The organism is Metabacillus sp. YM-086 (genome assembly GCF_048059995.1).
Classification (GTDB): Bacteria; Bacillota; Bacilli; order Bacillales; family Bacillaceae; genus Metabacillus; species Metabacillus litoralis_B.
In genome coordinates, this window is the sequence record NZ_JBLUOI010000011.1 from 14,543 (window position 1) to 37,768 (window position 23,226).

The following is a 23,226-nucleotide window of genomic DNA, read 5'->3' on the forward strand; positions in this document are numbered from 1 at the left end:
AATTGATTCAAATTGTTGTCATGTTTTTTCAAATTACTTCTATAGTTGTTTATTTGTCGGAGATTTTGTTTTAGTTGTATTCATCTAATTTCTTTATTCGTTAAAAATTAATCTATATTGCTTTGGAGTAACAGTCATATATTTTTTGAATCCTTTATAAAAATGTGCTTCATCATAGTAGCCTTGACTATCGATAATGTCGTTAAGACGATGAGGCATATTTAGTAGCTTATTTACTGTATATTGTAATCTTACAATTTGACTAAATTGCTTAGGAGAAAATCCAATTTGGTCTTCGAATTTTTTTTGGATATATCGAGCGGAATATCCAGTTTCTGAAGCTAGTTGTTTAATATGAACTAATCCCTCTGTCTCATAAATTTTGTTTAAGCAAAAATGGATAATGTTTTGATTGAAGTAAGCTTGAAGTGGTTGTTTTTTTAGAAAATTTTTGAACCAAACTATTCGTTCATTGAATGTAGTGCAAGTATAGAAATCTTCAAATAAAGAATAATATCCATCTAGCACATCAAATAGAGGTATCTGTTTTTGTTGGATGATTTCTTTAATGGAACATTTAAACATAATGCTGGTTTGTTCTGGATATAATCTCACTCCGAAATGGACAATGTTTGGTTTAAATTGATAGAAACACCGTTCTTCTGGGCTAGTGGCAATAATGGCAAACGGGTCAGAAGGGTCGCAGGAAAATAGTAAATCAATACATCCGTCTGGAATAACAGATAATTCTCCAGATGAGTTTTTGTCTGTTTTGAATTGATAGAATAAGGAGACATCCTGACTTTTTGTACATTTTGGTTTGAATTCCATATAAATTGGACAATGAGCTTCCATTTCAGGTTGGATCGGATTAAAAAAATAACTCCCTGTTATCATTTATGAATCTCCTTTCAACTTGATAAGTCAAATGTAATTCAAACCTCCCGGAAAAACAGAGATTTTGTCACTGAATCTAACATGCTTTTTTAGGATAACCTTCAGTTCGTTCCGTTTTTTACAGTGAAATTCATCAATAATCAATATAAGCTAAGAGAAATCAAATAAGGGAGGAATTATTTATGCAAGTCAATGAACAAATCATTAATACAGTAAAACATCCTTTAGAACCTCTTACAGCTGATGAAATTAATATTGCTGTTAAAACTTTAAAAACGGAGAAAGATTTAAGTGAGCAAGTAAGATTTTCTACGGTTGTGTTAAATGAGCCAGCAAAGGATATTGTGCTTAGCTTTGTAGCGGGTGATCCTTTCGAACGGGAAGCCTTTATCATTGTTTTAGACAATGAAACGGAGAAAACTTATGAAGCTATCGTTTCCATAACCAAGGAAGAGGTCATTAGTTGGACTTATGTTCCTGGAGTTCAACCTGCTGTTATGTTAGATGAATTTGAAGAGTGTGAACAAGTTGTGAAAAACTTTCCTGAATTTCAAGAAGCATTGCTGAAAAGAGGAATTACTAATGTTGATTTAGTGATGGTTGACCCTTGGTCTGCTGGTTATTACGGAATTAAAGAAGATGAAGGAAAGCGGCTTGCTCGAGCAATTTGCTGGGTCCGAAAATTCTCTAGTGACAATGGCTATGCTTATCCTTTAACAGGAATCGTCGTTTATGTTGATCTGAATAAAATGGAGGTTCATCGATTTGAAGACCACGGTGTTCGTCCGATCCCGCCAACGGATGCCAATTATACTCCAGAAACATCAGATAGCATTCAGGTAAGGGAGGACTTAAAGCCATTAGAGATTATTCAACCTGAAGGGCCAAGTTTTGAAATAGATGGACATAATATTAAATGGCAAAAATGGAATATTCGTTTTGGATTTACACCAAGAGAAGGATTAGTGCTTCATACCGTCGGTTACGAAGATAAAGGCAAAATTCGCCCAATATTATACCGTGCAGCTCTATCGGAAATGGTTGTCCCATATGGTGAAGGAACTTTTTCTCATAATACACAAAATGCTTTTGATTGCGGTGAATATGGTTTAGGGCAGCTGGCGAACCCGTTAACGTTAGGTTGTGATTGTTTAGGAGAGATTCGCTATTTTGATGCAGTAATGACAGACAGTAAAGGAAATGTTCGTACCATCCCGAATGCTGTATGTCTGCACGAAGAGGATTATGGGGTAGCATGGAAACATACTGATTGGCGCACAGACCAAGTGGAAGTACGTCGTTCAAGACGATTAGTTCTGTCATTCTTCTGTACAGTAGGGAATTATGATTATGGATTTTATTGGAGTTTCTATCAAGATGGAACGATCGAGAACGAAGTAAAGCTTACGGGAATGTTAAATACAGGAACATATGATGAGAGCGGAAAATCGAAGTATGGCACGGAGATCGCTCCACAGTTAAACGCAACATATCATCAACACTTTTTTAATTATCGATTAGATACGATGTTAGATGGAATAAAGAATTCAGTAGTAGAAGTGAGTACTTTACCTGAGTCAAAAGGTCCTCATAATCCAAATAACAATGCCTTCTATATTGATACGAAGACGTTGAAAACTGAACAAGAAGCACAGCGTACTATTGATTTAGCATCTCAACGTACATGGAAGATCATTAATCCTAATTCCTTAAATGCTGTTGGCACCCCTGTTGGCTACAAAATCCAAGTGGGTGAAAACTGTCTGCCATTTGCAAGTGATGAATCAAGCGTAATGAAAAGGGCTGGCTTTTTGAAAAATCATTTATATGTTACTCAATACGATAAAGATGAAATGTATGCAGCAGGTAACTATCCAAACCAACATAAAGGAGGAGATGGATTACCAAAATATGCTGCAGCAAACAGGAATATAGAAAACGAAGATATTGTTGTTTGGTATACAATGGGGCACCATCACATTACAAGACCAGAGGATTGGCCAGTTATGCCAACTGCATATATCAATTTCCAATTGAAACCAGTCGGCTTCTTTGATCGAAATCCAGCATTAGATTTACCTCGTCCAAAAGCAAAAACATCGGCTTGTCACTCAAATAATGAAGGTTCTAGTTGTCACTAAATAAAATTAGCGGTTCAAAAGATAATTCTTTTGAACCGCTAATTTTTTAAGAGGTGGGAGGGTGTATATGTTTCTAATTGTTAGCTTAATCATGGTCTTGGGATATAGTGCTTATTTTTATAATACAACTCGCAGATTAAATGACAAGATTGCAAGTCCACTAAGTAAATGTGTTCCAATGGCTTTAGGGATGACTAATAGTGTTATAGTTGGATTGGTGATAGCAGCTTGGATACCGAAAATGCTAGCACTCTCTACGATTCTCTCAATCCTTTTAAGTGCGATTATTGCACTATTGATTGGTGTAGCTTTTGGCATAAATGGCATAATTGAAGCACAAGCATCGAGTATGATGGGAGCAATGATGGGGGCAATGTTAGGAGTGATGCTGACACCTGAAGAAATGGTCATCATGATAGCTGCAATCGATTTGTTATATCTTGTAAGTTTTTATTTACTAACTTGGGCTCTAATGAAATCCTTTATTGATAAGTCAGAAACAGTTTTCCCTAGAAGACCAGCAATCTATTACATGGCGTTCGTTTTAAGTGTTAGCATTATCTGCACAATAGGATTCTTACAAGCTACAAGTGATGGAAGTCCTACAGCGGAAGAAGAGATTATCACACATGATGCTAATGAACATCAACATTAAATTTTTTTTGTTTCATTGAAAATATTTAGAAAATGGAGTTGATGTTAAATGGAAAAACTAAAGAAAAAATTAGGGTTTTGGCAGGCATATGCAACAGCTACTGGATTAGTAGTGTCTGGATCAACAATGGTGACACTTGCTTCTAGCATGGGACTAGTTGGCCCAGCATTTATTGTATCGGCATTCATAGCGATGATCATAAGCATTATTATCGCTCTGTCATATGCGGAGTTAGCATCGATTATCCCTGGCTCTGGTATGGTAGGTGACTATACATCTGTTGCGATGGGGAAATTTATGTCTATTATTGCAGTGCTTGGTGGATATTTCGTTTTATCTGTCATGGTTGGAGCAGCAGAAACTATGACAGCAGGGTTTGCAGCGCAATCTCTCTTTCCGAATATAAATGTAACAGTTGTTTCGCTCCTATTATTAACCATATTTCTGGTGATAAATGTATTAGGAGTTGAGATTTTTGGCTCAATTCAAGTTGTTTTGACATTAGGATTAATGATCACTCTATCGGTTATGGGCTTATTTGGACTATTTGATGTCTTTACAGCAACCGCTCAACTACCAGTAGATTTTACATTGAATGGCTGGGGAACTGTTTTTCAATCAATTGCTTTAGGGATTTGGCTGTTTATCGGGATTGAATTTGTTGCACCAATGGTTGAAGAAGTGAAAAATCCTAGTAAAAATATACCAAGAGCGATGATATTTGGCTTGCTTTCTATTTTCGTGGCCGATATGTTATTCGGACTAGCAATTATCCGCTATATCGATCCAAGCATTTTAGTAGGTTCAAGTATCCCGCAAATTGATGGAGCAGGGGCGATGCTAGGTGAAAAAGGTGCAACATGGATGATGATTGTCACTCTATTTGCAGCTGCAAGTTCAATTAATTCCATGTTTGCTGCAGTGCCTCGAATGTTTTATGGTATGGCCAGAGATGGATTACTACCGAAGCAATTTTCCTATCTACACCCTAGATTTAGAACGCCAATGGTAAGCATTATAGCTGTATTCCTTCTCTTTGCCTTGCCACTTTTCTTATTAAAAATGACACCGGAAATGTTTAATATATTAATCTTATCGGCATGTATTACTTGGATCATTTCATATATGATTGCTCAATTAGATGTTATTATTTTAAGAAAACGTTATGCAAATATAGAGCGTCCTTTTAAATCTCCATTCTACCCATATACACAAATTATTGGCATTTTAGCATGTGTGTATTTAATCATTACGATCCATCCTGAAACAGCAGTGAAAATGCAAATTTACGGTCTGGCAGGAAGCTTCTTTATTGGAATTTGTATATATGCTTTCCTTTGGCTTAAATTTAAAAAGCAACCGCTATTTCAACCCGTTGCTTTATCTGAGAAAAGAATTATGATGGATCTCGAAGAAGACAAAGAAGATTATATTCCAACAAGGAAGGCAGAATAACAAAGAAAAAAAGGTGGTTGATCATTAATGAAGTTCTTCGGAGGGATACATGAACGAGCACAGAGGTATTTTCTTATGACAGTAAAAATGTTTCAGCTAAAATCAACTAGAGAAAGTGATTTTGAGTATCATAGTGAAGAGGCTAATGATTTAACATGGCATTTCAAGTTTCTGATAAACAGGAATTTTATTTCAAGAGTATATAAACTATCAGTCTCTTGTGAATTATCTGAGTCTTCCGATAATTGTTTAACAGAAACAATCTCATGGAATTTTCTAAAAAAAGAATGGCAGCCAAAAGGACAGAGCACCTCATATTGTCAATTGTTAAATCAGCATAAACAACTTAAAAAAATTGTTCAGGCAGTTGATTATGAATCGATAGAGATTGGGCAAGTTGGAGGAAAATATCAAATTACAATGGTTCCTATTCCTGGCTCCTATGTTTTTATCTTGCTTCCTCCGTTACAATATTTTGTGAAAATGAAAAAGGAAGAGATGATAAAAATAAAAGAGCTAGCGTACAAGGTTCAAGAGACGATAATAGATTATCAGAAAAAGACAGCAGGTTAAGTCTTGCTTTAGCTACCTCTTAATGCATATGTCTAAACAATTAACCACCCCATTTAACATTTTGTTCAAAATCCTTGGATCATTCCAGTTGGGTTTATGGCAATTAATTATACATTGTCATTTAACCTTTTTTTTGATAAAATCGTTTCATAGCTAACGATTAAATTAATAATCAAGAAGGTGTTTGACATTCATATAAATAACGAAGATGGAGAATTGCTTCCTGAAGAGGTTGATACAATTAGTCAACTAACTAAACTACCACTGGATTCACTCAATTTAGATGCAATTGCTGTTGTGACAAACATATACAGAGTAGCACAAGGGTTAAGAAATAAAATGGAACAAGAAATTCTGTCCCAATACGGAATATCTTGGACTTCATTTTCGATTCTTTATGATTTATGGATTGGTGGCTCTCTAGAAACAAAAAAGCTAGCTGAATCAGCAGGAGTTTCAAAAGCAACAATAAGTAATATCACAAACACATTAGAGAAAAAGGATCTTTGTTATCGAAAAGTTGATCACAGAGATAGGAGAAATACCTTTGTTTTACTCACTGATAAGGGAAAGCAAGTCATTGAGGAGCTCTATCCACGTTTTCATTCAGGAGAGGTTGATATTGTATCAAGTCTCGATGTATCAGAGAAAAAAATGCTTGCTAAGTTACTTAGAAGAGTCATTAGAGAAAATGGATTTTAAAAGTGGATATACAATAAGTGATGAGAGGAAACCTGAGTAGTAGTTATCTCCCTGTTTGCAGAGAGTCGATGGCTGGTGTGAATCGACACATAGATAACACGAATTACATTCCTTGAGCTTTTCTTTGTTACAACGGTAGCAAAGAACGGACGAACCGTTAATCGTCGAGCGGAAGGATATTATTTATTCTTCAATAAGGGTGGTACCGCGTGAAAAAGTCAACCACGTCCCTTCTTAGGGATGTGGTTTTTGTTTGTGAAAAATTAGGAGGAATCATTATGAGTGAATTAATAACGAATTTATCTGAAGAACAATTAAAAGAAGTAAAGAGACAGCTTGCTATTTACTCTCAAGGTGTACAGGAAATTATCCCAACTGAAGAATTGGAACAGAAAATAGCAATATCAATACTTGAAAATCGCCCACTTAAGATAAAACTAGGATTGGACCCTTCAGCGCCGGATGTTCATCTAGGTCATACCGTTGTTCTTAACAAGATGAGACAATTCCAAGAAAATGGCCATATTATTCAGCTGATTATTGGAGACTTTACTGGAAAAATAGGTGACCCAACAGGAAAGTCAGTAGCAAGAAAACAGCTAAAAGATGAAGAAGTAAAACATAATGCTAAAACATACTTTGAGCAGTTTGCAAAAGTGATTGATATAGAAAAAGTTGAATTACACTATAACTCTAAATGGTTATCTCAGCTTAACTTTGAAGATGTTATACAACTAGCAGGTAAAATAACAGTAGCCAGACTTTTAGAGAGAGATGATTTTGAGGAGAGAATTGCCTTTAATAAGCCGATTTCTCTTCATGAATTCTTTTACCCTTTAATGCAAGGCTACGATTCAGTAATGCTGGAATGTGATATTGAGTTAGGTGGTACCGATCAGCATTTTAATATTTTAATGGGCAGACATTTCCAAGAAAAGTATGGAAAAGAAAAGCAGGTTGCATTATTAATGCCATTATTAGAAGGACTTGATGGTGTGGAGAAAATGTCTAAATCAAAGAAAAATTACATTGGAATTGATGAAAGTCCTCAAGAGATGTACGGAAAAGCAATGTCAATTCCAGATGAATTGATGAGTAAATACTTTGAATTAGTAACTGATTTTACACCAGATGAAGTAAAAACAATAAAAGAAGATTTAAAAAGTGACATACTTCATCCAAGAGATGCAAAAATGTTACTTGCTAAAACGATTGTGAGAATGTACCACGGAAAACATGAAGCAGAAAAGGCAGAAGAACATTTTGTTACTGTTTTTCAGAAAGGAACAATGCCTGATGAAATTCCTGTTATGACTTGGAAAGGACAGGATGAGCTATCGATTTTAGATCTAGTTGTTAAGTTAGAACTACTTAGTTCAAAGAGTGAAGTACGAAGAATGATTAACAATAATGGTATTAAATTAAATGGGGAAAAGGTAGAAGATCCTCAATTGGAAGTTTCTGTAACTGACGGATTAATTGTTCAGGTAGGAAAGCGTAAATTTATTAAGATACAAAAGTAACTGATGAAGGCTATTATGTTTGTATAGAAATGAATAATGTTGAACATGCTGCCATGATATCAGGGTAAGGAGCTCTAACCTTCGAAAAGTTTGGAGCTTCTTCTTTGGATTAATTAAATTAAAATATATTAGTTCCCTGTCTTCTTGAATTGTTGAATATACATAAGGAAATTAATGTTTGCTATAATAAAGTCAAGCCAAATATTGGAGGTATTTGAATTGGATAGTAAAATTCAGGCGGAAATAATAAATTTTCTAGTAGAAATGATTTCTCCAAATTTAATATATATATATTTGGTTCGACATTAAAAGGAACTGCGAATAAGAATAGTGATGTTGATATAGCATATCTTTCTGATCAAAAGATGGATGAATACGAAACCTTTATGTTAGCTCAAGAAATAGCTAGTAAGATAAATATTGATGTAGATTTAATTGATTTAAAGAAAGCTTCAACAGTATTTCAAAGTCAAGTTGTTAGTACAGGTAAGGTTATCTACTGTTTAAATGATGAAGTAAGAATGAATTTTGAAATGAAGACCCTAAAAATGTATGCAAAATTAAATGAGGAACGGCAAGGTATTATTGATAAAGTAGTGGAAAGTGGGTCTGTTTTCCATGAAGAATGAATAAATAAGTATAGTTGAACGATGTGTAAAACGAGTTTGTGAAAAATATGAAAGTAATCATGAAAATCTAAAAAACTTTACAAAACAAGACTCTATTATTCTCAACCTGCAACGTGCGTGTGAAGCAAGTATTGATTTGGCAATGCATATAGTTGCTGAAAAGAAACTTGGTTTACCACAAAGCAGCCGAGAAGCTTTTACTTTACTGGAAAAGGCAAAATATCATTACTCCCTCCCTTGAACAAAAAATGAAAGCAATGGTTGTATTTAGAAATGTTGCTATTCATGATTACCAAGAGATAAACTTAGTTATCTTACAAAAAATTGTTGAAGAACATCTACTAGATTTTACGGACTATACTAAAACCATATTACGATAAATATTACTTTTATTATTATAGTAAAACTTCTAATTGAAGGTTAAACAGATGTAAATGAAACGTCATAAAACTCCTTTATGCAAAAGGGGGTGAGACGTTTTATTTTTTTGTATCTGTAAACTATGGTGAAACGAAATTATCAGGCACAGTTCGAATGTTGATGCGTACATTAACTGTTGATTTAATGAAAAGATACGTGTCGTTAAACGATACGTGGACAAAAAGAACAAGAAAAAGAAAACAAATAAAGATCTAACCCCTTATTTAGAGATAAATTCAGGTGACCTAAATTCTCACCTTGAATTTTCTTAAATGAGAGTTATGAATTCGAAATATGATCTCTTTACAAAAAAACTTATTATTTTTTGAGAAACGCTACTCTAATCCTATTTTTAAATATATGTAGTTTGAAAAACACAAAGAAAGGGTAAGAGTTATCATAGCAAAATAAAAATTTCATTTGATTTCTCCCTCTTAATATGGAAACATTTGCAAATGTGTCTCTCCAAATTAAGCTTTTCTACCATGATTAGAAATTATATTGCGATTTGCATTAATATGCAGTCGATATAAGTCAAAAGGTTTAAATATCCTTTATCGAGCCGGAGTTTAACAAAAATTTATAATAATAATACTGGTTCATGTATATTTATAAACATTTTAATCTATAAAAATTTGCGATATGTCTTAAGCTAGGACATAATTAATATTTGAAAATATCATATGAGGTGAAAATTTGTGAACAAAGTTAGTTCAGTTTTTTGGTACGCACTTGCTATTTGTGTTGTACTAGTTGTTTGGGGAGCGGTGGCTCCAGAGCATTTACAGACTTTGACGTCAAATCTAACGTCGTATATATCAGAAGCATTTGGGTGGTACTATTTATTACTTATCATGTTGCTGCTAGCTTTCTGTATATATTTAATGTTTTCCAGGTTTGGGAAAATCAAATTGGGTAAAGAAGATGAGAAACCGGAATTTAGTACACTTAGCTGGTTCGCTATGTTATTTAGTGCAGGAATGGGGATGGGATTGGTTTTTTGGACGACTGCTGAACCTATTTCTCATGCATTTAAAAGTCCGCCAAGATTTGAACCTGGTTCTGATGAGGCGATTAAACAATCATTGCAATATTCCTTTTTTCATTGGGGAGTTCACGCTTGGGCAGTATATGGCGTTGTTGCTTTAGTTTTAGCTTACTTTAAGTTTCGTAAAGGATATCCTGGATTAATAAGTGCAACACTTATACCTATATTCGGCGAAAGAAGAATGCGTGGTATGCTGGGGAAATTAATTGATACTCTTGCAATCTTCGCTACAGTCGTAGGTGTCGCTTCCACTCTTGGTTTCGGTTCAGCGCAAATTAATGGTGGATTAGCTTATCTATTTGATACGCCAAACAATTATGGGATGCAGTTATTAATTCTTGCCATTTCAACCGTACTGTTTATCTTTTCTGCATGGTCTGGAATTGGAAAAGGGATAAAATATTTGAGTAATATCAATATGGGTCTTGGTTTTGCTCTTCTGTTGATCCTTTTCATTGTAGGACCAACATTGTATATCTTGAATATGTTTACAACAACACTTGGTGGATATATTACAAATTTCTTTGATATGAGTTTCCGCCTGTCTCCACTAAATGAAGATGGTCGTTCGTGGATTGATGGTTGGACAATTTTTTATTGGGCATGGTGGGTTTCCTGGGCACCTTTTGTAGGGATCTTTATAGCTCGCGTGTCTAAGGGAAGAACTGTTAAGGAATTTTTACTAGGTGTTCTTATTGTCCCGGCACTCGTTTGCTTTATCTTTTTTGCCGTATTCGGTGTATCAGCCTTGAATATCGAGCAAAATGGAATTGATGCTATTTCCAAATACTCTCTTGAAACGACTACATTTGGGGTTCTCCAGCATTACCCACTTGGGGATTTTATGGCATTATTAACGATCGTAGTTATTGCTATCTTTTTTATTACATCAGCCGATTCAGCAACATTCGTTCTAGGTATGTTAAGTACAGGGGGATCCATTAATCCAGCAAATCCGGTTAAGGTTACTTGGGGTCTTGCAATGTCTGCGATGGCAGCTATTATTGTTTACTTTGGCGGCACACAGGGGCTGCAGAATATGCTGATTATAGCTGCTCTTCCGTTTTCTGTCATCATGATTCTGATGGGTACTTCATTTTATAAAGCAGCCCATCACGAAACTGAAAAAAAGAGAAAACTAAAAGAAAAGAATAAAAAGGAACAAACCAAGAATCCAATAGTAAGCTAAAGACTTATCGAAAGCACCCTTGAAACTTAGTAAGGGTGGCTTTTTGGTGTTAGTTGATGCTTTTCGGTAACGTAAGGTTTACTTGTTTTCCTGAAATATTATGTGGCGATGGAACTGTTTTTCTCTGGATCAAAAATTGAAATCACTGATTTACCACCCGATGATGCAGATTCTTTTAAAGAAATTTTAGATGGTATAATTGGCTTTAATAAAACGTTAGAAAATAATCGTAAGGCCCCGAAAAAGAAGTTTGGTTTTATTCGTTTTTTACTTTTTATTGGTATTGCTGTTTTAACAGGTTATCTAGTTGGGCCACAGTTTCAGGTAGTTGAGGTATATGATGAAGTAATAACAAATGCTCTGTCTAAAGAAGAAGGCGAAAATATTAAACAATAAGTTATCCAAGAAGAAAAATGTTCGTTTTTTGATTTAATAGCAATTATTATGAAATTAACTCAGTTAAAGGGGAAATAATAAATAACTCAAATAAGGAATACCGCTACATAAGTATTGATGTACAATTTTATGATAAAAAGGGATCGATCGTAGACAGTCAAATTGAATATATTTATGACTTAAAGCCTGGTGGATCATGGAATTTAGAAACATACTCAATCAGTGAGTATGCAGACAGTTTTAAAGTTGTGGGTGTGTATGCAGAAGAGGTAGAGTAAGTAATTTCTGTACGAAATGCAGGGAGTACAACAAAACACCTATTCCAAGTTGATAAAAACAATTAGGAAGACCTATGCGGTTAGCATAGGCCTTTTTAAATATCCCTAGAGTTTTTATCCTAAAACATGCGATGTGCCTTTGCATTTCCTCTTGCTCTAATGGTATTTTGTGTAACTTGTGTTTCACCATTTACTTGAGAATTTAAATGCTTACGACTTGTCCATCTATGGTGAAATAACTGAGATTGTTGATCTAATTGATCTTTGTAGCTCATTATTTTATCACCTCGTGTTAGGATAATGATATTCAAGGGAATATCACTATATATCTTTTGCGGTAAGGATAGAAATTATGTATGGGTTTTAGGTTTATTACCTTCAAAACGAAATGCTGAGTAAAGCAAGAAATAAAGTTTATAATATAAATGATCGGACCTCCATAATGATATTGCGAAATGTGTAGAATTTTGCAGAAACGCGGATAAAATGAAATAATCGCAGATAAAACTCTAAAATCGCGGATAAAGTGTTCAGAATCGCAGATAAACCCTTCAAAATCGCAGATAAATTTATATTTAACATAAAACGGTCTGAATTTTTCTCAGCAGTGCATTTAAAATGACCTGATTTCATGTTAATAATAAGAAAAAACATCAATTCTTGGAGAAGTTGATGTTTTTTCTTTCATATATATATAATAACTTTTTTGTATGATGATATTTTGAAGTTGCATATTGTCCTTATGAAGTATGCATAACAGGTGATTAGTTTTACTCCTTGTCCTTTTTTATAGGAATAAAATCTAAAATTTCCTTTGTTTCAAAGCTGTCGATGAGTCTGTTCTGCCATTCGTAATATTTCATTCTCTCCTCGAGCTTTTTGATATCTTTTTTGGCATGCTCTCGATTTTCTTCAGTAGTATCTGGATCAGCGATGATCTCCTGTAAGGTAGCTATGGATTTTTCCATCGCGCTGCTATTCGCTGTAATAGCCGTTCTCCATTTAATCGAGAAAAAGTCAAAAAAGCATTGATACCAATCTTCTTTGATTGTGTACAAATCTTTTCTTTCACCTTTTACCCAAACCTTTTCCACCATATTTAAATCGAGTAAGCTTCTAACCGAATTACTCATACTTGTTTTACTCATGCCAAGTTCTTCCTTCATATCATCAAGAGTAAGCGGTTTATCTGAAAAGAATAGGAGTCCGTATAATCTTCCAGCAGAAGGTGTAATGCCATAAAGGTTCATATTTTGAGCAATTGCATCTATAACAACATTTCTGGTTCTTTCTAAAGTTTCATTGTCTTTCAAATAAATTCACATCCTAAAATGTTTTTCTTCATATTTTAATTCTACACTACCCATTAATAAATGAAATGTAAAGGTCTCCTTTATAAAAGAATAGGGAGCATTTAGGAGTATTTATAAGCAATTATTGCATGTAGTGCGTTCAGTTATTTCTGTACGTATTATACAAACAATAAACAATATATATACTGTTTGAACTATATAGAATTATCAGTTTATAATTAAGAAGTCCTAAGAGACAGATAAAAAGAGGTGGAAGAATGGAAGAAAATCATATAAAGATTAAAGTCAGTGATGTGACCAAGATTTTTGGGAAATCATCAAAAAAGGCTTTGCAATTAGTCAAAGAAGGAAAATCAAAGGAACAAATATTAAAGGAAACAGGCTCAACAGTCGGGGTTAACCGGGCATCCTTTGAAGTAAAATCAGGTGAAATCTTCGTCATTATGGGTTTATCCGGAAGTGGTAAATCTACATTAGTTCGATTGCTTAATCGTCTAATTGAACCAACATTAGGGCAAGTTCAAATAGATGGTAAAGATGTAGTGAAGATGAATAAGGAAGAATTAAGGGAAGTAAGAAGAAAGAAAATAAGTATGGTTTTTCAAAAGTTTGCGTTATTTCCACATAAAACTGTCCTTGAAAATACGGAATATGGATTAGAAATTCAAGGTGTAGTTAAGGAAGAAAGAAGTAAAAAAGCCTTAGAGGCACTAGAACTAGTTGGATTAAAGGGCTATGAAAATCAATACCCTAGTCAGCTAAGTGGTGGAATGCAGCAGCGTGTTGGACTGGCGAGAGCACTGGCAAATGATCCTGATGTACTTTTAATGGATGAAGCTTTTAGCGCATTGGATCCATTGATTCGAAAAGACATGCAGGATGAGTTGCTAGAGTTACAATCTAATATGGAGAAGACAATTGTCTTTATTACCCATGATTTAGATGAAGCCCTTCGTATTGGGGACAGAATTGCTCTTATGAAGGATGGTAACATCGTACAGATCGGAACACCTGAAGAAATATTAATGAGTCCTTCTAACGAATATGTTGAAAGATTCGTAGAAGACGTTGATCTTTCGAAGGTACTAACGGCACAACATGTGATGAAGCGGGCAGAAACCGTTCAAATCGATAAGGGTCCACGTGTTGCCCTTAAATTAATGAAAACATTAGGTATTTCATCTATATATGTTGTAGATAAACAGCAGAAGCTTCTTGGTGTGATTACGGCAAAAGATGCATCAAAAGCGGCTGAACAAAATCAGTCATTAGAATCTTTCCTAGAAAAAGATATAACAGTTGTTGGAACGGAAACGTTATTAATTGATTTATTTGAAAAAGTATCTTCTGCAAGTATTCCTGTTGCAGTTACAGATGAAAAAAATCGATTAAAAGGAATCCTGATTAAGGGTGCTGTAATTGGTGCACTCACAGGTAACGAACAATATATTAATGAGGTTGTTGAACCTGAAGCACCCCACGCTAAGGAGGTGATGTAAGATGGAAGGAATGTTACCGAAGCTTCCCTTAGCTGATTGGATTGATGCTTTAGTTGATTGGATGACAAATACCTTTGGTGGTTTATTTGATGGTATTTCTACTGGGGTAGACTTTTTTGTTGAAGGAATTGTTGCAGGTTTAGGCTTTATCCCTTCTATTATATTAATTATTCTTTTGAGTTTACTAGCTTGGAAGGTTTGTAATATAAGAATTGCTTTATTTGCATTATTAGGCTTATTTCTTATTGATAACTTAGGATATTGGGAAGAAATGTTAGAAACACTCGCTCTTGTTTTGACAGCGGTATTGATTTCTGTTGTGATTGGAATTCCAGTTGGTATATGGGCATCACAAAGTGAAAGAGTAAGACAATTCGTTACACCAGTACTTGATTTAATGCAAACGATGCCAGCATTCGTTTATTTACTACCAGCCATCTTTTTCTTCAGTATCGGGGTTGTACCAGGGGTTGTGGCATCTGTTATTTTTGCTATGCCACCAACCATTCGTTTAACGGTATTAGGAATTAAGCAAGTACCAGCAGATTTAATTGAGGCAACAGAAGCATTTGGTTCTACAACGAAGCAAAGACTTTTAAAGGTGCAACTGCCACTAGCCATGCCAACAATTATGGCCGGGATTAATCAAAGTATCATGCTAGCTTTATCTATGGTTGTTATTGCATCTATGGTTGGAGCTCCTGGGCTTGGTACAGAGGTTTATCGTGCTGTTACACAAATAAAAACAGGTGTAGGGTTTGAAGCTGGTTTGGCAATCGTTGTAATTGCAATTTTGCTAGACCGCATCACTCAAAATATAGGTAAGAAAAAAGAAGGGGGAACAGTTTAATGTTTAAAAAATTACTAGGAGTTACTTCGGCATTAACACTAACGCTAGGTTTAGCAGCGTGCGGAGGAAATGAAACAAGTGGATCAGAATCTTCAGAGTCAGAAGGTTCAACAGCATCTGTAGGAGAACAAGTAGACTATGAAATTGTGGGTATTGATCCAGGTGCGGGACTTATGAAATTGACTATTAATGAAGTATTACCAGAATACGGTCTAGATGATTGGGAAGTAGTAGAGGGTTCAGGTGCAGCTATGACTGCCGCTTTGAAAAAAGCATACGATAATGAGGAGCCAATTATCGTTACAGGCTGGAGTCCACACTGGAAATTTGCAAGCTATGACTTAAAATACTTAGAAGATCCAAAAGGTATTTATGGTGGAGCTGAAGATGTTAACACGATTGTTCGTCTTGGCTTAAAGGAAGATCAACCTGATGCTTATAAGCTTCTTGATCAATTTAACTGGAAACCAGAACATATTGAAACAGTGATGAATTTAATTCAAGAAGGAAACGAACCGGCCGAAGCAGCTGAACAATGGGTAAGCGAAAATGAAGAAATAGTTAGCGCTTGGACTGAAGGTGTTAACGAGGTTGACGGAGAAGAGTTAAAGCTTCTTTATGTAGCATGGGATGATGTAATCGCAGCTTCACATGTTGTAGAAAATGTACTTGAAAGTGTTGGTTATGAAGTTGAATTAGTTCAAGTTGATGCAGGTCCAATGTGGGCTGGTATTGCTGATGGAAGCGGAGATGCAATGGTAGGTGCATGGCTACCAACGACTCACGCTGATTATTATGCTGAGTACGACGGAAAGTTTGAAGACCTAGGTGCAAACCTTTCTGGAACAAAGTTAGGGTTAGTTGTACCTGCATATATGGATATTGATTCAATTGAAGATTTAAAAGAATAAATTGATACCAAGAAAAGATAGCTAGAAGTATTAGCTATCTTTTTTCTTATATGCCATTTTCAGGAGGTGAAGTGGAGGGCACTTAAAATGATTTTAATCAAAGACATATATAATAGTAGAAACTCGGAGTGAACTAAGGGGAAATCCAGAGGATAGCTAAGCAGAAAGGTTTTTAAAAACACCTTTCTGCTACAAATCATTATTCTAGGTTAGCATGTCTACTAAACATAGAGTTAGAATTTACCCCTTCTAATTCCATATATCTTAAGATTGAAGAATCAAAAAACAGCAACAACGTTTGTTCGAATAGTGAAGCCATTGGTTGGATGGTCTGATATTTACTAGCTGCCTGATCCTTAGGAGAACCCGGCATTTTAACAACGATATCAGCTAGCTTTCCAATTGTGGATTCAGGATTTATTGTTACAACAGCTAGTTTAGCTCCATAACCTTTTGCTTTCTCAGCCATCGAGACTAAGCTTTTTGTTTCTCCTGAGCCTGAAGCAATTATAAGTAAATCATTTTCGGTGATATTAGCAGTAACTGTTTCACAAACAACATATGAATCAATCCCCATATGCATCATTCTCATTGCAAATGATTTTCCCATAAAACCTGATCGCCCTGCACCTGCAACAAATACCTTTTTCGAAGACCTAATTGCTTTAACTAGACTCTCAGAATCCGCGTCGGTTATGTATTGTAAAGAATGATTTAATTCTTCCAATACCTTTGATAGAAAATAAGAAGTTTTCATGTGTACATCCTTTATTATACTAAAGTGGCTTTTTTTACTAATTTTTGCATTTCTGCTGCAACAGCTTTTTTATCATCTTTACCTGTGATTCCGCCACCAACAATAACTAAATCGGGTTGGGCTTCAATAACTTCAGGTAGTGTTTCTAACTTAATTCCGCCTGCCACAGCTGTTTTTGCGTTTGAAACTACACTTTGATTTTGCGTAGTTGCTCAAAAGAATTTTCTCCTGCTGCTTGAAGATCATATCTTGTATGTACACAAATATAGTCAACTCCAAGAACATCAATCTCTTTGGCACGTTGTTCAATATCTTTGACGTTAATCATATCGACTAAAATTTTAGTTCCATGTTTTTTTGCTTCTTCAACAGCACCTTTAATTGTTGCATCATCTGTTGCACCAAGAATGGTTACAATTCCAGCACCTGCTTCAGAGGCTTTCATAACTTCATAGCCACCAGCATCCATTACTTTTAAATCTGCTAAAACAGTAAGAGAAGGGAAGGCTTCTTTTACTTCTTTTACTGCTCGTAGTCCTTCGTTAATGACAACTGGAGTTCCGATTTCAACAATATCAATGAAGTCCTGAACTTCACCTACTATTTGTTTTGCTTCTTCAATATTCACTAAATCTAATGCTAGTTGTAATTCCATTACTATTCCTCCTTAACTTTAATTGTTTGTATTTAATTACAGTTTTGATTATAGTTTAATTGTCAAAAAAGATAGTACGCACTTTTAAATCATATAGTGTATAAAAGTATACTATTTGATTTTTTAAGTACGAAAGGGAGGAACATAATGAGCCGGTTTGACGAGAAAACATTTAACTGTGAAAAAGAACTAACTTTAAACGTTATTGGTGGGAAATGGAAGTTGTTAATTATGTGGAATCTAGGAAAAGATGGCACACTTCGCTTTAATCAATTAAAATCATTAATTCCTGGTATTACTCAACGGATGCTAGTTAACCAACTAAGAGAACTTGAGGAAGATTTAATTGTTCATCGTGAAGTATACCCAGTTGTACCACCGAAAGTAGAATATTCTCTTACTGAGCAGGGTAAGACATTAATGCCGATCTTGGAGTCAATGTATGAATGGGGTAAGGATTACCGAAAAAAATATTTAGAACACACTACATTCACAGAAGATACTACTAAATAATTATCTAAAAGAGTACTAGGTAATGAAATTCGTTACGTAGTATATTTTTTGACTTTATTATAAGAAAAAGCTGTTTTTTAAAAACAGTGTTAAATCTAAAATACCTTTTGTTCAGGATGCTAGATATGGAGTAAAATTAAGGCTTGGCCTTAGGAATCGACAGTATCATTCTTGTAAATTTCAAATACTATTTACCTGAAGCTTGGTCCCGCCTTAATTTGGCTTTTGGACCTTTAAAATCGATAACATTGAAGAAGTAAATTGAACGAAATTAAGTGGTACTCTGAAATAGGAGATTTTTTTCGTGGATGATAAAACTTACTTGTAGTTTACTAAAAACAATATTAGCATTTAGTTTTCATTCTTCTATTGTAAATTTAATGTAAAGATTTTATTAAGGTATTGTAAATTCAGTGTAAAGTTATTTTCAATTCATCTTCACATTGTTAATATAAATTAGTGTTTTGAATAATTTTTACTATTTAGGAGTGACTTCAACATTGGAAATTAACTATCAGGAAATGCTCTTTCAATTTTTAGGAGGACTTGGAATTTTCCTTTTCGGAATAAAATATATGGGAGACGGATTGCAGTCCGCTGCAGGAGATCGATTAAAAGATATACTTGACCGTACCACGACAAATCCTTTTATGGGTGTGTTAGCTGGTTTACTTGTAACTGTTCTTATTCAATCTAGCTCTGGTACAACGGCTTTAACTGTTGGACTAGTAAGTGCTGGGTTTATGACATTAAGACAAGCAATAGGTGTCATTATGGGGGCAAATATTGGGACAACCGTAACAGCATTTATCATTGGTATTGATGTTGGTGCCTATGCCTTACCTATCATCGCTCTTGGTGCGTTTTGTATTTTCTTTTTTAAAAAGAAGGCAATTACTTCATTTGGACAAGTTGCTTTTGGATTTGGATCACTCTTCTTTGGTTTAGAATTGATGAGTGGAGGAATGAAACCATTAAGGTCACTAGAAGCTTTTCATGATTTAACAGTAAGTATGGCTAGTAATCCGATTTTAGGTGTCCTAGTTGGTACCATCTTTACGGTTATTGTTCAAAGTTCAAGTGCAACAATCGGTATTTTGCAGGAATTATTCTCACAGAATGCAATTAGTTTAAATGCTGCGTTACCTGTATTATTTGGAGATAATATTGGGACTACGATCACAGCAGTGCTTGCGTCTATTGGAGCTTCAATTGCTGCGAGAAGAGCTGCCTTTGTACACGTTTTATTCAACTTGATAGGAACTGTAATCTTTTTAATTCTATTAATTCCTTTCACATACTTAATTACTTACTTACAAGATACATTAAGTTTAAATCCAGCGATGACAATTGCTTTTGCTCATGGAACATTCAATATTTCAAATACAATTATTCAGTTTCCATTTATTTTTGCTTTAGCATGGTTAGTAACAAAACTTATTCCTGGTGAAGATAAATATATTGATACGAAGCCGCAACATTTAAACCCAACCTTGATTGAACATTCACCATCTATTGCTTTAGGACAAGCTAAAGAAGAGTTAAAAAGAATGGGGGAATTTACAGTAAATGGTCTAGATGAGGCATTTCAATATTTAAACCTAGGCGAAAAGAAACATGCTGAGAATGCTCTTCAATATGAAGTAGGAATTAATAATTTAGATAAAAAAATCACGAATTACTTACTTGAAATATCAGCAAAGGCACTATCAGTAAAAGAAAGAGATGAGTTTTCAAACATAGCCGATTCTATAAGGGATATGGAACGAATTGGTGATCACATGGAAAACATCGTTGAACTTGTTGATTTTAAAATTAACAAAAAAGTTAATCTATCTAACGATGCAACAAATGAATTAAAGGAAATGTATGAATTCACGTTAGTTACATTAGAAACGGCTTATTCAGCCTTCTTTGAAAATGATGTAGAAAAGGCTAAAGAGGTGTTATCTCGTGAAAATGAGATAGACAAGATGGAGAGAGTTCTTAGAAAAAAACACATCATGCGATTAAACGAAAGACAATGCTCTGGTGATGCAGGGATAGTGTTTGTTGATATAATAAGCAACTTAGAAAGAATTGCGGATCATTCAGTTAATATAGCTGAGACAATATTAACTGTCGAATCGAACTAAATAACCATTCATAACTATAAGGGGCTGATTCAGGTTGAATCAGCCCCTTTAGTTTTTGAGAAAATAAATTAGTATATGTAACACCATTTATTTGTAGAAAGTTAATTTCTAAGAATAGTCTAGCTTATTTACAGAAGATATGTTTCCCGATTTGTTTAATTTGCGGTCTTCCCCAGATCCAGCTACTTGTTGCAGTATCAGGATTGAAATAATAAACCGCATTTCCTGTTGGATCCCATCCATTAATAGCATCAAGTACAGCTTTTTTTGAGGTTTCATTAGGAGTTAGCCAGATTTGGCCATCAGCAACCGCGGTAAAAGCTAACGGTTCAAAGATAACACCTGAAACAGTATTAGGAAATGTCTGGCTCTCAACACGGTTTAAAATAACAGCAGCCACCGCTACTTGCCCAATATAAGGTTCCCCTCGTGATTCACCATGAACAGCGTTTGCCATAAGTTGAATATCATTTTGAGAATATCCAGCAGGAATATTGATAGCTGTTGATTTTTTAGCTTGAGCAGCCCCTTTGGAGTAATCATATTTCGTTACTTTAACAAGCTTTTGCCTCGTTTTTAAACCTGCTTTTCCATCAACAGTAAGACCAAATTCAGATTGGAAATTTCGAAGTGCCCGGTATGTCCCCCAGCCAAAAGCACCATCAATTTCTCCTTTGTAAAAGCCTATATACTTTAGGCGAGATTGCAATTCAATGACATCATCGCCTACTGCCCCCCGTTGTATAACCTGATTTGTAAAGGCGTTAGTATTACTTTCCTGGAGTGTTAAAATCATTCCACTTATAAGAATAACTAATAGGATAAATGTATGTTTCTGCTTTTTCGAATCGCGCATATTTTCCTCCTGTCACCAACATATTGTTATTTTTTGTTTGGAGTAAATTTTTATACAATATATGGATCAAGCAGTTATAAAAAAGTGAGTAGTCATAAAACAAAACAAGTTCATTAATATTAAAAGTGCATATTTAGCAGGAGTACGCATTAAATTGAGTCCACCACAAAAAAGGGAAACTCCATAATGAGCTCCCTTAAATTTCAATAAAATTATAAGTAATCTTTATTTAATGGATAAAGCGATGTTTTTTAAGTTCTCAATGATTGATGGTTTACTTTCACCACAATAGAAAGATGTAACTAATTCATAGCACGTATCTTTATCTATTAAATAGCAGCGGTGTGTTCCCATGTCATAGACAAAGTGAAATTGCTCTGCACCTTTTTTGCCATCAAAGACTTTATATTGTTCGAGTCCAAATAACTCACGAGCCCCATCTTGAGCCAAGACAAGAAACTCATCTCTCGTTACTTCTCTTATTGCTACTAATCCCATTGCTTCATTCATTTTAAAACCTCCAATATATTAACTAATTTACCTATACATTATTTTGCAAAGAAGTACACATTTACTAACTATATAAGTCGTTACAGAATATTATGCTTTATAGTACTTGCTATAAAATTTTATCATAATTTACTTTTTAATGATACTTATTTTATAATAATTATAAAATTATATTTATTATAGAAGTTCAAGGAAGGGAATTAGTGTTTTATTAGTAGGAAATACAAAAATGTCGGAAATTTAGTAGCAAACGAGATCTTTTAATGAGGCGGAAACGCGTTATCTGATATGGAAGGGAAGGAGATTAATTTGGAAATGTTTATAACTGTTCTTATATAAATAGATTATCATCATTTGAGATACTTATTAACTTTTGATATTGAAGAATTAATTCATCTAACTTTTGACTTTGAGAAATAGTTAAAGGGTGGTTTAGGCCATTGGCTAAACCTATTGCAATTAATTCTTTTTTGTGGAAGTTTATTCTATTAATTAATTCATTTTTTTCATTAGAATATCTAGAGATTGAACTATTCAACAGTATAACTCCTTTAATTGAAGATAAATGGTATCGAAATATTATTTTACAAATAAATACTAAAATTGTAAATTAATATATGACTAAATGATAGAATTTAATTTCCTCTTTATTCAAAAATAAATATTTTTTATAGGAAAATCGATATTAAAGGAAGAAAATGTAGTCATCTTGATAGAGATAAATTCATAAATCATATTCCCATAATCCAAGCTGTCCTTTAGCAGGGATATATCGGTCCAACATTTTCATATCTTTAACAATCCAAGCATAATTTCCTTCTCGATAGTCACCTAGGAAATAGTCATTACCTGATACAATTGTCCCATCTTCTAAAATTGCCCATGACTGATTATTTTCAGTTACCTTTAAACAATTTTCAAGCGAACAGACAGCGATAATCGAGCCAGCTGTAAGAGTATCGTTTGTTAATCCATGATTATTTAGCATTGCCTTAATTGTATCTTGGCTAGTTGCTGTCTTATCTATTTTTTTGCTTGTATGAATGGCTAGAGGCCCACGATATTTCGTGTTCCATGACCTTGTTTCATATTGGGTTTCACCGAGAACAAAAAGACTAGCCCATGGTTGAATCATTGATAGAACTTTCACTTTTACTACCTCCATCCTTTTTCACTTTTGTTATGCCAAAAGATACCTATAATATGTGCTGCTTATATTAGTTTCATTGGTAATCATAATAATTAGCGTTAAATCATTGTAAAAAAATAGACAAATTTAATTTACAATAAATCCAAAGTTACTTTACTTTCTTTACAATGT

General features: G+C 34.3%; 23 protein-coding genes, 2 pseudogenes and 1 other annotated feature. Of the genes and pseudogenes, 16 read left to right on the forward strand and 9 right to left on the reverse strand.

Features of this window, described 5'->3' with window-relative positions; genetic code table 11:
- Positions 1–93: 93 nt before the first annotated feature.
- The gene (locus tag ACEWK1_RS07005; RefSeq protein WP_416635802.1) at positions 94–897 is read right to left on the reverse strand and encodes a helix-turn-helix transcriptional regulator; all 804 of its coding nucleotides are present in this window, start codon (positions 895–897) and stop codon (positions 94–96) included.
- Between the two features lie 182 nt (positions 898–1,079).
- Between ACEWK1_RS07005 and ACEWK1_RS07010 the strand changes: the two genes are divergently transcribed.
- The 11 genes and pseudogenes from ACEWK1_RS07010 (at position 1,080) to ACEWK1_RS07060 (ending at position 11,906) form a co-directional block, all read left to right on the forward strand.
- A complete protein-coding gene (locus ACEWK1_RS07010) occupies positions 1,080–3,038 on the forward strand; it encodes a primary-amine oxidase (protein ID WP_416635803.1) in 1,959 nt (652 codons plus the stop codon).
- 67 nt (positions 3,039–3,105) lie between these two features.
- Complete coding sequence (locus tag ACEWK1_RS07015) at positions 3,106–3,693, forward strand: hypothetical protein (RefSeq protein WP_416635804.1); 588 nt, start codon at positions 3,106–3,108, stop codon at positions 3,691–3,693.
- A 48-nt stretch (positions 3,694–3,741) separates the two neighbouring features.
- Positions 3,742–5,148: an APC family permease gene (locus ACEWK1_RS07020; protein ID WP_416635805.1), complete on the forward strand. Its 1,407-nt coding sequence runs from the start codon at positions 3,742–3,744 to the stop codon at positions 5,146–5,148.
- 75 nt (positions 5,149–5,223) lie between these two features.
- On the forward strand, positions 5,224–5,721 hold the full coding sequence (locus ACEWK1_RS07025) for a hypothetical protein (protein ID WP_416635806.1): 498 nt from the start codon (positions 5,224–5,226) through the stop codon (positions 5,719–5,721).
- Positions 5,722–5,937: 216 nt separating this feature from the next.
- On the forward strand, positions 5,938–6,423 hold the full coding sequence (locus ACEWK1_RS07030) for a MarR family winged helix-turn-helix transcriptional regulator (protein ID WP_416635807.1): 486 nt from the start codon (positions 5,938–5,940) through the stop codon (positions 6,421–6,423).
- An 11-nt stretch (positions 6,424–6,434) separates the two neighbouring features.
- Positions 6,435–6,658: a binding site (T-box leader), on the forward strand.
- A 43-nt stretch (positions 6,659–6,701) separates the two neighbouring features.
- Positions 6,702–7,946 carry a tyrosine--tRNA ligase gene (tyrS, locus tag ACEWK1_RS07035; RefSeq protein ID WP_416635808.1) on the forward strand — a complete coding sequence of 415 codons (1,245 nt, stop codon included), beginning with the start codon at positions 6,702–6,704 and terminating at the stop codon, positions 7,944–7,946.
- Between the two features lie 290 nt (positions 7,947–8,236).
- The gene (mntA, locus tag ACEWK1_RS07040) at positions 8,237–8,575 is read left to right on the forward strand and encodes a type VII toxin-antitoxin system MntA family adenylyltransferase antitoxin (protein ID WP_416635888.1); all 339 of its coding nucleotides are present in this window, start codon (positions 8,237–8,239) and stop codon (positions 8,573–8,575) included.
- A 4-nt stretch (positions 8,576–8,579) separates the two neighbouring features.
- A pseudogene (hepT, locus tag ACEWK1_RS07045) lies at positions 8,580–8,955 on the forward strand (type VII toxin-antitoxin system HepT family RNase toxin).
- Positions 8,956–9,693: 738 nt separating this feature from the next.
- On the forward strand, positions 9,694–11,232 hold the full coding sequence (locus ACEWK1_RS07050) for a glycine betaine uptake BCCT transporter (protein ID WP_416635809.1): 1,539 nt from the start codon (positions 9,694–9,696) through the stop codon (positions 11,230–11,232).
- Between the two features lie 102 nt (positions 11,233–11,334).
- A complete protein-coding gene (locus ACEWK1_RS07055) occupies positions 11,335–11,628 on the forward strand; it encodes a hypothetical protein (protein ID WP_416635810.1) in 294 nt (97 codons plus the stop codon).
- Positions 11,629–11,681: 53 nt separating this feature from the next.
- Entirely contained in the window at positions 11,682–11,906 is a 225-nt protein-coding gene (locus tag ACEWK1_RS07060; protein ID WP_416635889.1) for an FxLYD domain-containing protein, read from the forward strand.
- A gap of 119 nt (positions 11,907–12,025) precedes the next feature.
- On the opposite strand, the gene ACEWK1_RS07065 is transcribed toward ACEWK1_RS07060, so the two are convergent.
- Positions 12,026–12,181: a YpzG family protein gene (locus ACEWK1_RS07065; protein WP_098799364.1), complete on the reverse strand. Its 156-nt coding sequence runs from the start codon at positions 12,179–12,181 to the stop codon at positions 12,026–12,028.
- A 495-nt stretch (positions 12,182–12,676) separates the two neighbouring features.
- Positions 12,677–13,219: a GbsR/MarR family transcriptional regulator gene (locus tag ACEWK1_RS07070; protein WP_416635812.1), complete on the reverse strand. Its 543-nt coding sequence runs from the start codon at positions 13,217–13,219 to the stop codon at positions 12,677–12,679.
- Between the two features lie 257 nt (positions 13,220–13,476).
- Between ACEWK1_RS07070 and proV the strand changes: the two genes are divergently transcribed.
- From proV to ACEWK1_RS07085, 3 genes are read left to right on the forward strand one after another with little or no spacing between them, the layout of a single operon-like run.
- The gene (gene proV, locus ACEWK1_RS07075; RefSeq protein WP_416635813.1) at positions 13,477–14,718 is read left to right on the forward strand and encodes a glycine betaine/L-proline ABC transporter ATP-binding protein ProV; all 1,242 of its coding nucleotides are present in this window, start codon (positions 13,477–13,479) and stop codon (positions 14,716–14,718) included.
- 10 nt (positions 14,719–14,728) lie between these two features.
- On the forward strand, positions 14,729–15,568 hold the full coding sequence (locus ACEWK1_RS07080; protein ID WP_416635890.1) for an ABC transporter permease: 840 nt from the start codon (positions 14,729–14,731) through the stop codon (positions 15,566–15,568).
- Positions 15,568–16,479: a glycine betaine ABC transporter substrate-binding protein gene (locus ACEWK1_RS07085; protein ID WP_416635814.1), complete on the forward strand. Its 912-nt coding sequence runs from the start codon at positions 15,568–15,570 to the stop codon at positions 16,477–16,479. Before ACEWK1_RS07080 ends, ACEWK1_RS07085 begins: the two co-directional genes overlap by 1 nt.
- Before the next feature lie 199 nt (positions 16,480–16,678).
- Here the strand turns inward: ACEWK1_RS07085 and hxlB are convergent, their stop codons facing one another.
- On the reverse strand, positions 16,679–17,236 hold the full coding sequence (gene hxlB, locus ACEWK1_RS07090) for a 6-phospho-3-hexuloisomerase (protein ID WP_416635815.1): 558 nt from the start codon (positions 17,234–17,236) through the stop codon (positions 16,679–16,681).
- A 14-nt stretch (positions 17,237–17,250) separates the two neighbouring features.
- A pseudogene (gene hxlA, locus ACEWK1_RS07095) lies at positions 17,251–17,891 on the reverse strand (3-hexulose-6-phosphate synthase).
- Between the two features lie 147 nt (positions 17,892–18,038).
- Here hxlA and ACEWK1_RS07100 point away from each other — a divergent pair.
- Both ACEWK1_RS07100 and ACEWK1_RS07105 read left to right on the forward strand, forming a co-directional pair.
- Positions 18,039–18,404, forward strand: coding sequence for a winged helix-turn-helix transcriptional regulator (locus ACEWK1_RS07100; protein WP_416635817.1), 366 nt, complete (start codon positions 18,039–18,041; stop codon positions 18,402–18,404).
- Positions 18,405–18,904: 500 nt separating this feature from the next.
- Positions 18,905–20,539 (forward strand): Na/Pi cotransporter family protein, encoded by a 1,635-nt coding sequence (locus tag ACEWK1_RS07105; protein ID WP_416635818.1) that lies wholly within the window; start codon positions 18,905–18,907, stop codon positions 20,537–20,539.
- 124 nt (positions 20,540–20,663) lie between these two features.
- Here ACEWK1_RS07105 and sleB read toward each other — a convergent pair whose 3' ends face one another.
- The 4 genes from sleB to ACEWK1_RS07125 all read right to left on the reverse strand — a co-directional run bounded on the left by sleB (position 20,664) and on the right by ACEWK1_RS07125 (position 23,055).
- On the reverse strand, positions 20,664–21,335 hold the full coding sequence (gene sleB, locus ACEWK1_RS07110; RefSeq protein ID WP_416635891.1) for a spore cortex-lytic enzyme: 672 nt from the start codon (positions 21,333–21,335) through the stop codon (positions 20,664–20,666).
- Between the two features lie 285 nt (positions 21,336–21,620).
- Positions 21,621–21,905, reverse strand: a complete 285-nt coding sequence (locus ACEWK1_RS07115) for a hypothetical protein (protein WP_416635819.1) — start codon at positions 21,903–21,905, stop codon at positions 21,621–21,623.
- 331 nt (positions 21,906–22,236) lie between these two features.
- On the reverse strand, positions 22,237–22,443 hold the full coding sequence (locus ACEWK1_RS07120; protein WP_416635820.1) for a Spo0E family sporulation regulatory protein-aspartic acid phosphatase: 207 nt from the start codon (positions 22,441–22,443) through the stop codon (positions 22,237–22,239).
- 186 nt (positions 22,444–22,629) lie between these two features.
- Complete coding sequence (locus ACEWK1_RS07125; RefSeq protein ID WP_416635822.1) at positions 22,630–23,055, reverse strand: ASCH domain-containing protein; 426 nt, start codon at positions 23,053–23,055, stop codon at positions 22,630–22,632.
- Positions 23,056–23,226: the final 171 nt, after the last annotated feature.

Coding starts and splice junctions, on each gene's coding strand:
- proV (WP_416635813.1), top strand. CDS start 13,477: ATGGAAGAAAATCATATAAAGATTAAAGTCAGTGATGTGACCAAGATT.
- ACEWK1_RS07085 (WP_416635814.1), top strand. CDS start 15,568: ATGTTTAAAAAATTACTAGGAGTTACTTCGGCATTAACACTAACGCTA.
- tyrS (WP_416635808.1), top strand. CDS start 6,702: ATGAGTGAATTAATAACGAATTTATCTGAAGAACAATTAAAAGAAGTA.
- ACEWK1_RS07065 (WP_098799364.1), bottom strand. CDS start 12,181: ATGAGCTACAAAGATCAATTAGATCAACAATCTCAGTTATTTCACCAT.
- ACEWK1_RS07080 (WP_416635890.1), top strand. CDS start 14,729: ATGTTACCGAAGCTTCCCTTAGCTGATTGGATTGATGCTTTAGTTGAT.
- ACEWK1_RS07025 (WP_416635806.1), top strand. CDS start 5,224: ATGACAGTAAAAATGTTTCAGCTAAAATCAACTAGAGAAAGTGATTTT.
- ACEWK1_RS07005 (WP_416635802.1), bottom strand. CDS start 897: ATGATAACAGGGAGTTATTTTTTTAATCCGATCCAACCTGAAATGGAA.
- hxlB (WP_416635815.1), bottom strand. CDS start 17,236: ATGAAAACTTCTTATTTTCTATCAAAGGTATTGGAAGAATTAAATCAT.
- ACEWK1_RS07115 (WP_416635819.1), bottom strand. CDS start 21,905: ATGAATGAAGCAATGGGATTAGTAGCAATAAGAGAAGTAACGAGAGAT.
- sleB (WP_416635891.1), bottom strand. CDS start 21,335: ATGATTTTAACACTCCAGGAAAGTAATACTAACGCCTTTACAAATCAG.
- ACEWK1_RS07015 (WP_416635804.1), top strand. CDS start 3,106: ATGTTTCTAATTGTTAGCTTAATCATGGTCTTGGGATATAGTGCTTAT.
- ACEWK1_RS07010 (WP_416635803.1), top strand. CDS start 1,080: ATGCAAGTCAATGAACAAATCATTAATACAGTAAAACATCCTTTAGAA.
- ACEWK1_RS07100 (WP_416635817.1), top strand. CDS start 18,039: ATGAGCCGGTTTGACGAGAAAACATTTAACTGTGAAAAAGAACTAACT.
- ACEWK1_RS07020 (WP_416635805.1), top strand. CDS start 3,742: ATGGAAAAACTAAAGAAAAAATTAGGGTTTTGGCAGGCATATGCAACA.